The sequence below is a fragment of the Thalassospira sp. A40-3 genome (assembly GCF_015871485.1).
Lineage (GTDB): Bacteria > Pseudomonadota > Alphaproteobacteria > Rhodospirillales > Thalassospiraceae > Thalassospira > Thalassospira tepidiphila.
Map to the genome: position 1 here is coordinate 1195087 of NZ_CP065428.1, position 14914 is coordinate 1210000.

At 55.0% G+C, this 14914-nt stretch carries 11 protein-coding genes (1 of these 11 cut by a window edge); 8 read left to right on the forward strand and 3 right to left on the reverse strand.

The annotated features are described in order from the left end of the window. Positions 1-228: 228 nt before the first annotated feature. Positions 229-1689 (forward strand): NAD-dependent succinate-semialdehyde dehydrogenase, encoded by a 1461-nt coding sequence (locus tag IT893_RS05370; protein ID WP_008890100.1) that lies wholly within the window; start codon positions 229-231, stop codon positions 1687-1689. Positions 1690-1781: 92 nt separating this feature from the next. Here the strand turns inward: IT893_RS05370 and IT893_RS05375 are convergent, their stop codons facing one another. After that, positions 1782-2333 carry a hypothetical protein gene (locus IT893_RS05375; RefSeq protein WP_197147097.1) on the reverse strand — a complete coding sequence of 184 codons (552 nt, stop codon included), beginning with the start codon at positions 2331-2333 and terminating at the stop codon, positions 1782-1784. 314 nt (positions 2334-2647) lie between these two features. Between IT893_RS05375 and glpK the strand changes: the two genes are divergently transcribed. Together glpK and IT893_RS05385 are read left to right on the forward strand one after the other, a co-directional pair. Next, positions 2648-4144 carry a glycerol kinase GlpK gene (gene glpK, locus IT893_RS05380; RefSeq protein ID WP_197147098.1) on the forward strand — a complete coding sequence of 499 codons (1497 nt, stop codon included), beginning with the start codon at positions 2648-2650 and terminating at the stop codon, positions 4142-4144. Between the two features lie 180 nt (positions 4145-4324). Beyond that, on the forward strand, positions 4325-5266 hold the full coding sequence (locus IT893_RS05385) for an AEC family transporter (protein WP_063087976.1): 942 nt from the start codon (positions 4325-4327) through the stop codon (positions 5264-5266). Here the strand turns inward: IT893_RS05385 and IT893_RS05390 are convergent. Next, complete coding sequence (locus IT893_RS05390; protein WP_197147099.1) at positions 5263-7347, reverse strand: bi-domain-containing oxidoreductase; 2085 nt, start codon at positions 7345-7347, stop codon at positions 5263-5265. The genes IT893_RS05385 and IT893_RS05390 overlap by 4 nt on opposite strands. Before the next feature lie 167 nt (positions 7348-7514). Here IT893_RS05390 and IT893_RS05395 point away from each other — a divergent pair, with 167 nt between their 5' ends. From IT893_RS05395 to IT893_RS05415, 5 genes are all read left to right on the forward strand, one after another. After that, complete coding sequence (locus IT893_RS05395; RefSeq protein WP_197147100.1) at positions 7515-9935, forward strand: glycosyltransferase; 2421 nt, start codon at positions 7515-7517, stop codon at positions 9933-9935. 206 nt (positions 9936-10141) lie between these two features. After that, positions 10142-11038: a dihydrodipicolinate synthase family protein gene (locus tag IT893_RS05400; protein ID WP_008890095.1), complete on the forward strand. Its 897-nt coding sequence runs from the start codon at positions 10142-10144 to the stop codon at positions 11036-11038. 171 nt (positions 11039-11209) lie between these two features. Further along, positions 11210-12511 carry an FAD-binding oxidoreductase gene (locus tag IT893_RS05405; RefSeq protein ID WP_197147101.1) on the forward strand — a complete coding sequence of 434 codons (1302 nt, stop codon included), beginning with the start codon at positions 11210-11212 and terminating at the stop codon, positions 12509-12511. A 10-nt stretch (positions 12512-12521) separates the two neighbouring features. Then, entirely contained in the window at positions 12522-13523 is a 1002-nt protein-coding gene (locus IT893_RS05410; protein ID WP_197147102.1) for a 4-hydroxyproline epimerase, read from the forward strand. A gap of 209 nt (positions 13524-13732) precedes the next feature. Then, positions 13733-14401: a GntR family transcriptional regulator gene (locus IT893_RS05415; RefSeq protein ID WP_008890092.1), complete on the forward strand. Its 669-nt coding sequence runs from the start codon at positions 13733-13735 to the stop codon at positions 14399-14401. Between the two features lie 69 nt (positions 14402-14470). Here the strand turns inward: IT893_RS05415 and IT893_RS05420 are convergent, their stop codons facing one another. Then, on the reverse strand, positions 14471-14914 hold the final stretch of the coding sequence (locus tag IT893_RS05420; protein ID WP_252724086.1) for a proline racemase family protein. It continues 543 nt past the right edge of the window; only the last 444 of its 987 coding nucleotides appear in the window; the start codon falls outside the window, past its right edge; it ends in the stop codon at positions 14471-14473.

The following is a 14914-nucleotide window of genomic DNA, read 5'->3' on the forward strand; positions in this document are numbered from 1 at the left end:
AGCAACAATGTTGTTCCCGCTTTTTTGCGCAAATATCGCAGGTTCTGCTAATCGGCGGTGGTTGGCTGTCCTTTGATGAAATCTTCTAGCAAAGCAGGCCTCGGCCCCGGTTTGCGATTGCTATTGGGTAAATATCTCGCAAAAATGTGGCATCCACCACGGAGCAGACTAGATAAAGACCAGAATGCGATCATGTCGCTCCCAATAATGCTTTCCGGAGGCACTCAAATGATTTCGCTTAAAGACCCCAGTCTTTTCACCCAGCAGGCCTATGTCGGCGGGGAATGGGTCGATGCCCCAGACGGGAAAACAGCCGAGGTAACCAACCCCGCAACCGGTGAAGTGCTTGGCACCGTTCCGGTTCTTGGCCGTGATGAAGTTGCGCATGCCATTGATGTCGCCGAAAAGGCGCAGAAGCTTTGGAAAAAGCGCACCGCCAAGGAACGCGCGGGCATCCTGATGAAATGGTACGACCTGATGATGGAAAATCAGGATGACCTGGCCGCCCTGATGACGGCAGAGCAGGGTAAACCATTGACCGAGGCCAAGGGCGAGATCGCCTATGGCTCATCCTTCCTGCAGTGGTTTGCCGAAGAAGCCAAACGCGTCTATGGCGATGTGATCCCGACCTTTGCCGAAGGTCGCCGTGTAATGGTTCTGAAAGAACCGATTGGTGTTTGTGCTGCCATCACGCCGTGGAACTTCCCGACCGCGATGATCACCCGTAAAGCCGCCCCGGCCTTGGCCGTTGGCTGTGCAATGGTGGTCAAACCGGCGATGGAAACACCGTATTCCGCGCTTGCCATGGCCATTCTGGCCGAACGTGCCGGTCTGCCCAAGGGGCTGTTGTCCATCGTGACCGGTGATGCGCCGGTAATCGGTGCGGAAATGACCGAAAATGCCAAGGTCCGCAAATTGACCTTTACCGGTTCGACCGCCATTGGTCGTCTCCTGATGCGCCAGTGTTCCGATACCGTCAAAAAGGTCAGCCTTGAGCTTGGCGGCAATGCGCCGTTTATCGTCTGTGAAGATGCCGATATCGATGCGGCGGTCGAAGGCGCGATTGCGTCCAAATACCGTAACGCCGGTCAGACCTGTGTTTGTGCCAACCGTCTGTTCGTCCATGATGCAATCTATGACGAGTTCGCCGAGAAATATGCAGCCAAGGTTGCCAAAATGACCGTCGGCAATGGTGCGGACGAAGGCGTTGTGATCGGCCCGCTGATCACGGAAAAGGCTGTCGAGAAGGTCGAAAGCCAGATTGCCGATGCGGTTGCCAAGGGTGGCCGTATCCTGACCGGTGGTAAGCGTCACGAAAAGGGTGGCTCGTTCTTCCAGCCGACCGTGATTGCCGATGCCACCCGCGAAATGACCGTCTTCCGCGAGGAAACCTTTGGCCCGATGGCACCGCTGATCCGCTTCAAAACCGATGATGAAGTGCTTGAGATGGCCAATGATTCTGAGTTTGGTCTGGCATCCTACTTCTATTCGCGTGACATCAACCGGATCTGGAAGCTGGCCGAAGGCCTCGAAAGCGGTATTGTCGGGGTTAATACCGGCATCATCTCGACCGAGGTGGCGCCGTTTGGTGGCGTCAAACAATCCGGTGTCGGCCGTGAAGGCTCGAAATACGGTGTCGAGGACTACCTCGAAGTCAAATATGTTTGCATGGGCGGCGTTGACGAATAACGCTTATCCCCCAGAAGGCATACCAGAAGTCAGAAAAAAAAGGGCGCTGCAACTCGCAGCGCCCTTTTGTGTTGAAGGCTACAAGGCCGCACTCAGACATCAAAGATGTTTTTCTTGCGTGCGCCAGAGGCTTCATCCTGTTCGTCCTGCTTGCCAGTAATCGACTGCGACGAGCCGTTTGGCAGTTCGGACTGCAATTCGGTAAACACATCGAACATGTTCGGGTTAAACGCGATCCGTGCCTGCAACCGGTCGCGGCGCTCATCAGCGGTTTCATCCCCGTCGGCGGATTTGCCAAGTTCGGCCTCGGCCATGCTGTTGCCGTTCAGGCGCTGCTCGATGGCATCGGCAATGACTTTTTCGATGGCCTGGCGATCATCGGCATCCATTTCGGCCAGTTTCTCTTCATCAAGGCCCATGCTTTGCAGGATCTTCGCACGCAATTCTTCGATTTTGCGTTCCTCGATTTCCTTTACATAGGTCGTGAAACCATGTTCGCGGATATAGGCCAGCTCGGCATTTTCTTCCTTCTTCTTTTCGGGAAGCGGGACGGTGTTCGATGAAATGGTCTGGCGGAAACTGGCCGCACTTTTGGCGCTTTGTGCGGTGTTGGTGACAGCAGCCAACGTTTCATACAATCCCATCAGAAACCTCCATGGGGAAAAAGATGCCGGTTGAAATTCATTCTCCTGTTTTCGTTGCAAACCCTGTGCCGTACTTAAGCAGGCACGTTTTTACCGCCTGTTTGATCAACAGAAGCGGCTTGAAAATTCCCTTGTAAAACAGGGGTATGAACGCATTGCGCAGAAAAATTTTCGAAAACGAATTGTTTTTTGCCGCGATTTTTTTCTAAATAGAGCGATAAAACCAATGGCACCGTCATTAGGGCGGGCCGCAACGCATCAATGTATGCAGGGTCGGATGGCAGGAAACCTGCCGGCTCGGGAGGAAAACAAACATGTCAGAAACGCGCTATATCCTTGCCATTGATCAGGGAACGACAAGTTCACGCGCCATTGTCTTTGATGAAAACGGCCGCTCCGTTTCCGTCGCCCAGCAGGAATTCCCGCAACATTTCCCCAATAGTGGCTGGGTCGAACATGATCCGGAAGACCTGTGGAGCACCGTGGTCGCCGTCTGCAAGGAGGCATTGTCACGGGTTGATATCGCCAAGGTCGCCGCAATCGGCATCACCAACCAGCGTGAAACCACCGTTGTCTGGGATCGCAAGACCGGCAAGGCGATCTATAACGCGATTGTCTGGCAGGATCGCAGGACCGCAGCGCTGTGTCATGATCTTAAAAAGCGTGATCCCAAGCTGGAAGAGGCCGTAAATGCCAAGTCCGGTCTGTTGATTGATCCGTATTTCTCGGCCACCAAGGTCGCGTGGATCCTTGATCATGTTTCGGGCGCACGTGCGCGTGCCGATCAGGGGGATCTGGCGTTTGGGACGGTCGACAGTTTCCTGTTGTGGCGCCTGACCGGTGGCAAGTCGCATGCAACCGATGCGACCAATGCGGCGCGCACCAACCTGTTCAATATCCGCGAAAATGCCTGGGACGACGAACTTTGCAAAATCTTCCGCGTTCCGCGCAACATGCTGCCCGATGTCAAGGACTGTGCGGCTGATTTCGGGGTGACCGATGCCGATCTGTTTGGCGCGGAAATCCCGGTGATGGGCATGGCGGGTGATCAGCAGGCGGCGGCATTCGGTCAGTGCTGCTTTGAGCCGGGCGATATCAAAAGCACCTATGGCACCGGCTGCTTTGTCATCCTTAATACCGGTGATGAGGCGGTGACCTCCCAGCATCGCCTTCTGACCACGGTTGGCTATCGCATCAATGGCAAAACAAGCTATGCCATCGAAGGTGCCATCTTTGTTGCCGGGGCGGCTGTTCAATGGCTGCGCGACGGGCTTGGTATCATCAAGTCGGCGGCTGAAACCGAAGGATTGGCAAAATCGCTTGATGACAATCATGGTGTCTACCTTGTCCCGGCCTTTACCGGCCTTGGTGCACCTTATTGGGACCCGGATGCCCGCGGGGCGATTTTCGGACTGACCCGTGATACCGGCCCGCGCGAGTTCGTACGTGCAGCCCTTGAAAGCGTTTGTTATCAGACATTTGATCTGTTCGAAGCCATGGCGGCCGATGGTGTGTCGCCCAAGGCGGTTCGGGTTGATGGCGGCATGGTTGCCAATGACTGGATGTGTCAGATGCTTTCAGACGTTTTGGGCATTTCGGTCGAACGCCCCGAAGTCACCGAAACCACAGCACTGGGGGCAGCCTACCTTGCCGGATTGCAGGCCGGTATTTACCGCGATCTCGATCATATTGCCGAAAACTGGCACCTTGATGCCAGCTTCGAGCCTGATATCGAACCGGGCCGCCGGCAGGGGTTGCTCAATGGCTGGAAAGATGCGGTCAAGCGCGTGCAAACAGCGCCAAGTGACTGATACGCATGGCTGCCTTGCCAATGGAATTGCCGGGCAGGGCTGGTAACACTGCAAAATGATTTGTACTATCAAAGGACAGCGTCAATGATGCTGTCCTTTCTTTGTGCGTGATCGACGTGGGTTACCCGATCTGTTGCGCTGCTCTGGGCTTTGATGCTCATTCTCGCCTTTGGGGGAAACATGCTTGATCTGATCGTCGGAAAAGTTGGACCGGTCTTTTTGACGATCCTGTGCGGTTTTCTTCTTACCCACATCAAAATCATCAAGCGTGAAGGCATTCCGTTTCTGGCAAAACTTGCCATGAACGCCTTTATCCCGGCGATGCTGTTTCAGACCCTGTCACAATCCGACATCAGCGCGCATTTCGATCTGCGGCTTTGGGGAAGTTATTATTCCGGCGTGCTGTTGAACTTTGCGCTGGTATTTATAATCGCCAAGCTTTGGCTGAGTGCCAAAACCGATGAAGCAGCCGTCACCGCGATGGGCGGCGTCTTTTCCAACATCGTTCTTCTCGGCATTCCTCTGGTACAGGCGGTCTACGGCGAAGAGGGCCTGGTGCCACTTTTGATCGTGCTTTCAATCCATCCGGTGACCCTGATGGGTATGACAATTCTGATTGTTGAAGGCAGCCGCGGTGGCGATGGTCATTGGTTGTCCAATGTATTTCGCAGCATCGTTCGTGTGGCCAGAAATCCGATCATTGCGGCGATTGTGCTTGGCGTTCTGGCGTCGCTTTTTGAAATCCGCATGCCCGAAATGGTCGATGGGACGCTGGAACGGTTCCGTACAGCCGGTCCGACCATTGCGCTTTTGCTGGTCGGGGCTGGGCTTTACGGGCAGTCGGTGCGCGGTAACCTCAGTGCCAGCTTGCTCTGCACCACGGCCAAGATGTTTGTCCAGCCGCTTCTGGTGTTCTCGGTAGGGCATTTCATTTTCGATCTGCCGCCGCTTTGGCTGATGATCGTTACACTGGTGGCTGCCCTGCCAAGCGGGGCGAATGTCGCGATTGTCGCGGGCAGTTATAATGTCTGCATTGATCGGTCATCCACGACGATCTTGCTGACCACCATCATCAGTATGCTGACCTTGCCGCTTCTGATCCTCTATGCTGGATTACTCTAATTCGGCGTTTGGGCGGTGGTCGTGTTGGCGGCCGTCAGGATACACGCCATCAGATCAATCTCGTCCTCAATGCTTGGCATCAGGGCAGGGTGCTTGCCACTTAAAACGGCGCGTGTAAACGCCTCTATCGCAGCCGCCTGACCCTTGTCCTGCCCAAGCCAGTTGCGTTTTACGACCCGGCCATTAACCCGAAGCCTTTTCCAGTCAAACAGGCTGGCCGAGAAATTCGGCGCCGTTACCTCAAGCACTTCCTTGGGCTCCCCCCGATTGCCGTGCAGGTAACTGATCTCGCCCATTGACCCATCGGCAAAGCGCAGCTGCCAGATGCTGTCACCCGCCGCGCGATCAATCCAGTGACAATTGAGTTCAATCAGTTCGCTATCGGTCAGGCTTGCAATCAGATCAATAAAATGACTGATCTCGCCAATTGTGCGCCCGCCCTGATCCGAATGGTGAAGCCAGTGATCAGCCTGAAGCGGCGTGATGCGAACCCGGTAGTGAAATTGTTTTACGCCAGTTGGCAACGCTTCACGGAGTTTCGCAGCCATCGGTGCATAACGACGGTTATGTCCGACCATGAAGATGTGTCGGGGCGTGCGATCAGCGACTTCTCGCAGCAAATCCAGACCTGCGCGATCAATCGCGATGGGTTTTTCCAGCCAGACATTTTTGCCGGCAAGAATGGATGCGGCGGCCAGTTCAGCGTGACTGTCATGACGTGTCGTGATGACAACGCTGTTGACACTTTGATCCTCAAGCAGTTCATCTGCCCCGCCATACATGCGCAGCCCATCAATCTTCTTTGAGAGCGCAATCGCCGCCAACCCGCTTTGAGAGCAGCAGGCTGCAATCTCGACTTTCGGGTGCTCTTGCAACAGGGGCAGCAAACCGCCGCCGAGATAGCTGCCCGCCCCGATCAGTCCGACCCGCACATGGTCATGGGCCGGCACGGATGTCTGCGCCGATGGAGCAGGGGGCTTTAGGGGGACGTTTTCTGCATTTCTATATCGCACCAGTGTCGCCAATTGTGCCGGGTCTGGCCCCTTGGCGAAGTGATCTGCGATATTGGCAAAATCAATCTCGGACGTGATTAGTGCTATCGGATCAAGGCGGCCATTTGCCATCAAATCAAGGGCGGCCTGCATGTTGCGCTTGATGGTCCAGCGCACATGACCAAGCGGATAATCTTCGCCACGTTCTTCATAATTGGGATCATAACGCCCCGGTCCATAGGAGCGGACCTGCCGAATGGTGATTTCCTTTTCATACAGCGCTTTGCGCTTGCCATTCGGCGTCACATCGCCAACGCATATGATTGTCCCCCGGTCACGACAAAGGCGGGCGGCGTCGTCGATCAATCGATGATTACCCTTGCCCGGCGCGCAGATAAAGACGCTGTCAAATCCGCTTCGCGGTGCAGCGCTCGCCTTGGCAAAACCATTGGCACGGCCTTTTCTGGTTGCAATCTTGCGGCGTGCAAGGTCCGGCTCGATCACGGTCACCAACGCACCGGCAGCCCGTGCTGTGTCAGCGACAAGCTGCCCAATCAAACCCGCCCCGATAACAGCGACCTGATCGCCAACTGACGTCTCTCCCTGTCGAAGCGCATGCAAGGCCAAGGCATACAATGTTGCAAACACAGCCTTGCGGTCGGGAACTTCATCCGGAACCGGGCAGGCAAGGTTAACCGAAACCTGATTCCACTCGGCATGATTGGCCTGCCCCATCCCCGCAATCGCAACACGTTGGCCAGCTTTGAGGTCCGTAACATTCTCGCCCGTGGCTTCGATCCGCCCGACAGCGCAATAGCCCATCGGGATCGGACGCCCCAGACGGTTTTCAACACGCGCACGCATTCTCCCAAAGCCTTCCGATTTCAGATGCTTGAACGTCAGCGCGACCAGATCTGGCCGCTGCCACGCCTTTTGCAACAGGGATGCGTGCGTCTGGTTAGCTTGAGTGAATTCAGTTCCGGGACTGATGACAGAGTAGGCCGTTTTGACAAGGACAGCATTTTTGCCCGGTGCCGGGATGGGGCAATTGGCCAGCGCAAGTTTGCGTTCACCGGGAGAGCGCAACAAAGCCTTCATCTCCGTCATCATCGCCCTCAAGTTTAATTGGTTGAAAATTATGATGATGATTAAACCATATGTCGTGCCAACTGGTCGACGCGTTCTTGCAATGATGATTGACGCGAAAGCGCCGCGCGTTTAGCAAGGTGACAGACTTCAATTTGGAACCGCCCATCATGCAACAGACCGTCTCGACCCGGCATTGGCGCGATACAATGCTCGGCATCGCTGCCATTTTGTTTGGCATTTCGGCACCCTTGTTCTTTTTTGGTCGGGCGGCTCTCGGGATTGGTCTTGGACTGTCACTGATCTGTGCGGTTGTGTCTGCTGATCATGGTGAAGCATGGCGCAAAATGCGCCGTGATATCGCAACGCCAATTGGCGGGCTGGTTGTTGCCACACTGATTGTGTTTCTGATTTCGGCAAGCTTTTCTGTCGTGCCAGAGAAGTCGCTGGGCACCTGGCTTGGACGTTTCGCGATGGTTGCGGGCATCTGGTACTTGATGCGTCTGATCGAGCCCAAAGCCAAACTGGCATGGGATGCTTGTATTTATGCCACCTGGATACTCGTTAGCTATTGCCTGCTTGCGATCTTGGTTCAACCAGAAGTCCTGTCGCTTAAAGCGCTACGAGAACCCGATTTCGATTTTGACATTACTCGGCGCTTGAAACCTGTGGGCAGTTTCCTGATCTTTGGTGCGATGATCTTGGTTTTCGATGCGGTTGATCGGAAGAATGCAAGCCGGTTTTTCTCGCTCGCAATTGCCGTCGCGATTGTGCCGATTCTCGAGGTTTCCCATGGCAGAGCAAACGTTGCCGCAATGCTGGCTGCGTGCGGCGCGATTGGTTTTTGTGCAGTATTTCTGATTCGTTCGCGTCTGGTGCAAGTGGCTATCGCCGCTGCAATTGGAATATTGGTCGTGATCGCGCTTTCCTGGCTCGGCGACGTGACAGGTAATATGTCCGACCTGCGTGGATTTGAGCCTTATCTGCCAATATGGCTTGTTGATGTACATCGACAAATGATCTGGCAGTTTACCTTTAGCCATGTCTTTGACCATCCGCTTATCGGCTATGGGATTAACGCGGCACCTTGGGTGCCGGGTGCGAATGAATTGGCGGGTAGCTCAACGCAATCTGTTTTGCCGGGGCATCCCCATAGCTGGTTTATGGAAATCTGGTTGGAAGCTGGCGCACTTGGATTGGCGGTGGTTGTCCCGCTCGTTTTAATGATCGGACTCACCGGTTTTAAGGATGTGCGCCACAACGGAATTGTCAAAGGTGGATTGACGTTGATGATGATGGCGTCCTACTGGTTTGCCGGGTTGTTCAATTACTCATTCTGGACCTCGTGGTGGTTTGGTGTGGTGATGCTGACATTTACGTTGGCCTTCCTAAGGCGTGAGCGACTTCTTGTTAAGGACGCCACCGTGAAGCGTCGTAAAACCCTGATCGTCTGTGCTGAAGACTGGTCCTTTGTTTCGCACAGGATCGTTTTGGGGCGTGCCGCATTGGTGCGTGGGGATGATGTTGTCGTTGCCTGCAACACGGCTGCTGCGACTGAGGGCTTACGCAAGGAAGGTTTTCGCCTGGTCCATGTGCCGATTGCGCGCGGTGGCCTAAGCCCGCTCAAATCCCTCAAAACCATTACAGCGCTGGCTTGTTTGATCCGGCGTGAAAATCCCGATGTTATCGTCAATGTGGCGATCCAGTGCGTGGTTCTATCTTCATTTGCGGGGATTCTGGTCGGTGCAAAGCGGTCGGTTAACATGGTTACAGGTCTTGGCTTCCTGTTTGTCTCAGATGGGGCAAAAACAAAGATCTTGCGTCAGATCGTTTCATTGTTGCTGCGCTTTTACGCGCTTTGCCCATCGATCCGGGTGATCGTGCAGAATGCGGATGACTATGCCTTGATGAAGAGGCTTGGCTATAAGGAAAGGTGTCTGGCACTGATCCGTGGATCCGGTGTTGATATCTCGGCCTTTAGCCCGGCAGGGGAGAAAACGTCCGAGCCCAAATCAGCGATTTTTGTCGCGCGCATGCTCTGGTCCAAGGGGCTTGGTGAACTGATTGAGGCTGCGCGCATTCTGAAATCGCGCAAACGCGATTACCGCCTTGTCTTGGTCGGTGACGTAGATCCGGCCAATCCCGATAGCGCCAGCAAGCAAGATTTGCAAAGCTGGCAGTCGGAAGGTCTGGTTGAATGGCTGGGCAAACGATCAGACATCGGCAAACTCCTGCGTGAGTCCGATCTTGCGGTATTGCCGTCCTGGCGCGAAGGCTTGCCTAAGTCCTTGCTTGAGGCGGCTGCAAGCGGACTTGCCATGGTGGCAACCGATGTGCCCGGTTGTCGAGAGATCGTGCGCCATGGCGAGAACGGAGTTCTTGTTCCTTTGCGTGACAGCACAGCACTCGCCGGTGCGATCGAAGAACTGATGGAAGACGACACTCGGCGGAAGGCGTATGGCAAGGCCGCCCGAGAGCTAGTAGAGCGCGACCTTTGCGATAGCGTCATCATTGCCCAGACCCTTGCCTTCGTGACAGGTGATGAGGCCACGGAGGCAAATCATTCAGCAAAGGCCACTGCGACAGCGTGAAGACGCTTGACTGTCCGTGTCAGATTTATCGCATCGAAAGGGTCCGTTTCCGGACCCTTTTTCTGTTCGAAAAAAATCCCGTTGCATCGTGATCTTTAGTTTTGTATACAATATACATGAATTGAATGCGGTCGCCGTTGATCGGGGCTGTGATGCTTAAAGGCGCCGGTATGTTACCGTGCTGCCATAACAGGAGGTTTCTTTCTATGCAGGTAAACTGGACTGGCGTTTTCCCCGCCGTTGCCACCCAGATGAACGAAGACGGTTCGATCGATTTCGATATGACCGCCAAACAGATCGAAGACCTGATCACGGCCGGTGTCGATGGCCTCGTCATGCTGGGTTCGGTTGGTGAAAACACCGCCCTTGAGCCGGACGAAAAAATCGCCGTTCTGAAACTGGCCGTCGAAGTTACCAAGGGCCGCATCCCGGTCCTGTCCGGTGTGGCCGAAAATTCGACCCGTGCGGCCATCCGCTATGTTCAGGAATGCGAAAAGCTCGGTGCTGATGGCCTGATGCTTCTGCCGGGCATGGTCTATACCGCTGACCCGCGCGAAAATATCGAACATTTCCGCACGGTCGCGGGCGCGACCAAGCTGCCGATCATGATATATAACAACCCGGGTGCCTATCGCATCGACATCAAGCCCGAAGAGTTCAACCAGCTTGCCGATGTCAAAAACCTTGTCGCGATCAAGGAAAGCTCGGGCGATCCGCGTCGTATTACCGACATCTATAATGCCTGTGGTGATCGTTTTGTTCTGTTCTGCGGCATGGATGACCTTGTCATGGAAACGCAGGTTCTCGGTGCTGTTGGCTGGATTTCCGGTTTCACCGATGCCTTCCCGAAAGAATCGGTCGCGCTCTGGAAGCTGCTGTCGGAAGGCAAATACACCGAAGCGCTTGAAATCTATCGCTGGTTCACCCCGGTTCTGCACATGGATGTCCATGCCAAGCTGGTTCAGTACATCAAGCTTGCCCAGGAAATGACCGGCGTTGGCAAACCGCACGTCCGTGCACCGCGTCTGCCGCTGGTTGGTGAAGAGCTTGAAACCATCAAGGCCACCATCCAGAAAGCCATCGATACCCGCCCGTCTCTTTGATCGGCAGTCCTTTGCAATCAGGATGCATATCGCGCAACACCGTGATTGCATTGAGACGGTATTTGATGAAACAGTGAGCTCCTCCGCCTATCTCGCGGGGGAGCTTCCTGCTATCTGTTTGCTGCTCAGAAGCACCAAAATACGCATCGTCGAAATTCGAGAGGCCCCAAAATGACATCAGCCAAAACCGCTACGCCATCCGATACCGCCGCCGGTCAAAAGGTCGTTGTGATTGGTGCGGGTATTGTCGGGGCCAATGTCGGGTTGGCGCTACTTGATAAGGGCTATGACGTCACAATTCTTGATCGCGGCGAACCGGGCATGGGCGCATCCTTTGGCAATGCCGGCGGCGTTGCGGTTTCTGAATGCGCGCCGGTTGCCATGCCGGGCGTGCTTAAAAACGTGCCCGGTTGGTTGATGGACCCGTTGGGCCCGCTTTCGGTGCGCTGGGGCTATTTGCCAAAAATGATGCCCTGGTTGTTGATGTTTCTGGCATCCAGCAGAAAGCAACGGGTCGAACAGATCGCAACCAATATGGCGACCTTGCTCAACCGCGCATGGGATGATTACGACCCGGTCCTTAAGGAAGCTGGCCTTGCGGATGCGGTTTTCAAAAAACATGGTGCGATGGCGGTGTATCGCAGCAATGCGTCTCGTCAGGCGGCCGAATATGCCATTGATCTGCGTCGGCGTAACGGTATCAAGCTGCGCGATCTGACCCGTGATGAAGTGCGCGATATCGAACCGGATCTGGCGCCGATCTTTGCCTGTGGCGTGATGGAAGAAGACTGGGGCCATGTCCTTGATCCGTTCAAAATCACCACCGGCATTTTCAAGCATTTCCTCGATCGTGGCGGCAAGTTCGAGACCGCCGATGTCACCAATTTTGTCTTCCGCGACGGCAAACCGCGTGCTGCCACCACCGATGCTGGCGACATGATCACGTTTGATCATGTGGTTGTCGCCTGCGGTGCCTGGTCAAAGACGCTGGCCAAGCGGTTGGGCTCGCCGGTGCCGCTTGATACCGAACGCGGCTATAACACCACCGTGCCCTATCACGATGCCAAACTGTCGCGCATGATTGTCTGTGCCGATGACAGCTTTGTTTTAAGCCCGCTTGAAATGGGCATTCGTGTTGGTGGGGCTGTCGAGCTTGGGGGGCTTCTGGCCGCGCCCAACTACGAACGTGCCAAGGCGCTGTTTGCCAAGGGCAAGGAAGTCCTGCCCAAACTTAGTGCCGAAGGCGGTACGGAATGGATGGGCTTCCGTCCCTCCATGCCGGATTCAACCCCGGTCATTTCCAAAAGCCCGCATCATGCGAATGCCTATTTTGCCTTCGGGCACGGGCATCTTGGCTTAACACTTGGGGCCACGACCGGGCGTCTGGTTGCCGATCTGATGGCAACGGGCAAAACGCCGGTCGATATGACCCCGTATCGCATTAATCGTTTCTCTCGTTTCTATAGCATCTAGGGCCCCCTCCATGGCGAAAAGCAGTTTCTTTTGTGTCGACGGTCATACCTGTGGCAACCCGGTGCGTCTGGTTGCCGGAGGTGGTCCCAAGCTTGACGGTGCGACCATGCTTGAAAAGCGTGCGCATTTTCTTCATGAGTATGACTGGATCCGTACCGGGCTGATGTTTGAGCCGCGCGGCCATGATGTGATGTCGGGATCGATCCTTTATGACCCGACCTCGGATGACTATGACGTCGCGGTGCTGTTTATTGAAACGTCTGGCTGCCTGCCGATGTGTGGCCATGGCACGATCGGTACTGTCACCATGGCGATCGAGGAAGGGTTGGTGAAACCCAAAACCCCCGGCCGCCTGCGCCTTGAAACACCGGCGGGCCTCGTCATTGCCGAATATAAACAAGTTGGCGATTACGTTGAATCGGTCAAGCTCACCAACGTGCCGTCGTTCCTTTATAAAACCGATATCGAAGTCGATTGCCCCGATCTTGGTCCGATCAAGGTCGATGTTGCCTATGGCGGTAATTTCTATGCGATTGTCGAACCGCAGGAAAACTATCGCGACATGGCCGATTTTTCGGCCGGTGATCTGCAACGCATCAGCCCGGAACTCCGCCGTCGCCTGAACGAACAGAACGAATTCGTGCATCCGCTTTATCCCGACATCAAGGGCCTGTCGCACATCCAGTGGACTGGCAAGCCGACCCAACCCGACAGCACACATCGCAATGCGGTGTTTTATGGTGACAAGGGTATTGATCGCTCGCCATGTGGGACTGGCTCCTCGGCCCGTCTCGCCCAACTGGTTGCCAAGGGGCAGTGGGATCCCGAGCATGAATTGGTCCATGAAAGCATCATCGGATCACAGTTCCGGGTGTCGGTGGTCGAGAAAACCAAGGTCGGTGAATTTGATGCCGTAGTGCCGGGGATTGAAGGCTGGGCGCGCAAGCATGGCTACAACACCATCTTCATTGATGATCGCGATCCCTATGCCCATGGCTTCATTGTCAAATAGGCAAAGTGCTGTCGATCACACAAAGGGGGCTTCATGCCCCCTTTGTCGTATATCGGCGAAGTTTGGCTGCTAATACAGTAGGCAATTGTATTGCGACTTGTTTGACCCAACGCTATGAATAGCAAAACTGACAGATTCTGTCGGATGGAACTTTGCCCGATTGATCAGCATGCCATGTCGCGTCGGGGTAACACCATAAAAGAGCTGAAATGACCGCATCACCGCGATTTACCCGCCGTACCATCACCGATCAGGTGACCGAAGATCTTCGTGCACGTATTCTGACCGGCGATTTCCCTGCCGGCTATCAATTGCGACAGGATGCCATCGCGGGTGAATATAATGTCTCGCGCATTCCGGTTCGTGAAGCCCTGCAGCGCCTTGATGCCGAAGGGCTCGTCTCGTTCCAGCCGCACAAGGGCGCGATTGTCTCGCAGCTCTCGCTTGACGAGATTGAGGAACTGTTTGAAGTCCGCAAGCTGCTTGAATGTGATCTTCTGCGTCATGCCGTCCCGCGTCTGACCCCGGCGGACCTGAAATCGGTCGAAGATATCCTGATGGTCTATGACGAGGCGTTCCGATCCGGCGATGTTTCCAAGTGGGGGGAGCTCAATCGCGAATTCCACGATCGGCTTTACCGCGCATCGAACCGTCCCAAGACGCTCGAGATTGTCCGCATGATCGGTAACAACACCGTGCGCTTTACCCAGGCACAGCTGGCCCTTTCCGGCGCAACCGACCGGGCCGAGCGCGAACACCATCAGATATTTGACGCCTGCAAGGCCGGGAATGTCGAAGAAGCCGTCGAGCTTCTCGCCAACCACATTCAAAGTTCGGCCGACAGCCTGATGGACTGCCTGCGCAAGGCGCGTGAATAGGCGAACCAAGTCCGACCAAGTCTGAAACGTAAAAAGGGATGCTGATGGCATCCCTTTTCTGTTTCTGTCTTATTGAACTCGGCCAACAATAAAACCCCGCCCGATTACATCGTCTTCTTCAAGCCAGAAACTGGCCTTGCCACTATAATGCGCCTTGCCCGTGACCGAGGCGATGATGGCCTGATGCGGACCGCAGTTCGTTGTGGCTTCGACCGATCCTTCAAAGCTTGATCCGATCACGCTTTCAAACACGCGGATATCGCCCGGTGCAATCAGTCCCTTGGCGTGTTGAATGGCAAGGCGGGCGCTGACACCTGATCCCGTCGGGCTGCGGTCGACCTGATTTTTGGCAAACACACATATATTACGTGTCGCAGATGCCTCAAACGCATCGCGTCCGTCGGTCAGGATCGCCCCATATAAAAAGGCCAGATCGTCATGATCGGGATGGGCCAGCGTGACGCTGTCATTCACCGCTTGGCAAATCGCCTCTGCCAGACGCGTCAGTTGGCG

Bases quoted from the DNA above. Each gene is read 5' to 3' on its own strand.
- IT893_RS05370 (WP_008890100.1), top strand. From the start codon at position 229: ATGATTTCGCTTAAAGACCCCAGTCTTTTCACCCAGCAGGCCTATGTC.
- IT893_RS05375 (WP_197147097.1), bottom strand. From the start codon at position 2,333: ATGGGATTGTATGAAACGTTGGCTGCTGTCACCAACACCGCACAAAGC.
- glpK (WP_197147098.1), top strand. From the start codon at position 2,648: ATGTCAGAAACGCGCTATATCCTTGCCATTGATCAGGGAACGACAAGT.
- IT893_RS05385 (WP_063087976.1), top strand. From the start codon at position 4,325: ATGCTTGATCTGATCGTCGGAAAAGTTGGACCGGTCTTTTTGACGATC.
- IT893_RS05395 (WP_197147100.1), top strand. From the start codon at position 7,515: ATGCAACAGACCGTCTCGACCCGGCATTGGCGCGATACAATGCTCGGC.
- IT893_RS05400 (WP_008890095.1), top strand. From the start codon at position 10,142: ATGCAGGTAAACTGGACTGGCGTTTTCCCCGCCGTTGCCACCCAGATG.
- IT893_RS05405 (WP_197147101.1), top strand. From the start codon at position 11,210: ATGACATCAGCCAAAACCGCTACGCCATCCGATACCGCCGCCGGTCAA.
- IT893_RS05410 (WP_197147102.1), top strand. From the start codon at position 12,522: ATGGCGAAAAGCAGTTTCTTTTGTGTCGACGGTCATACCTGTGGCAAC.
- IT893_RS05415 (WP_008890092.1), top strand. From the start codon at position 13,733: ATGACCGCATCACCGCGATTTACCCGCCGTACCATCACCGATCAGGTG.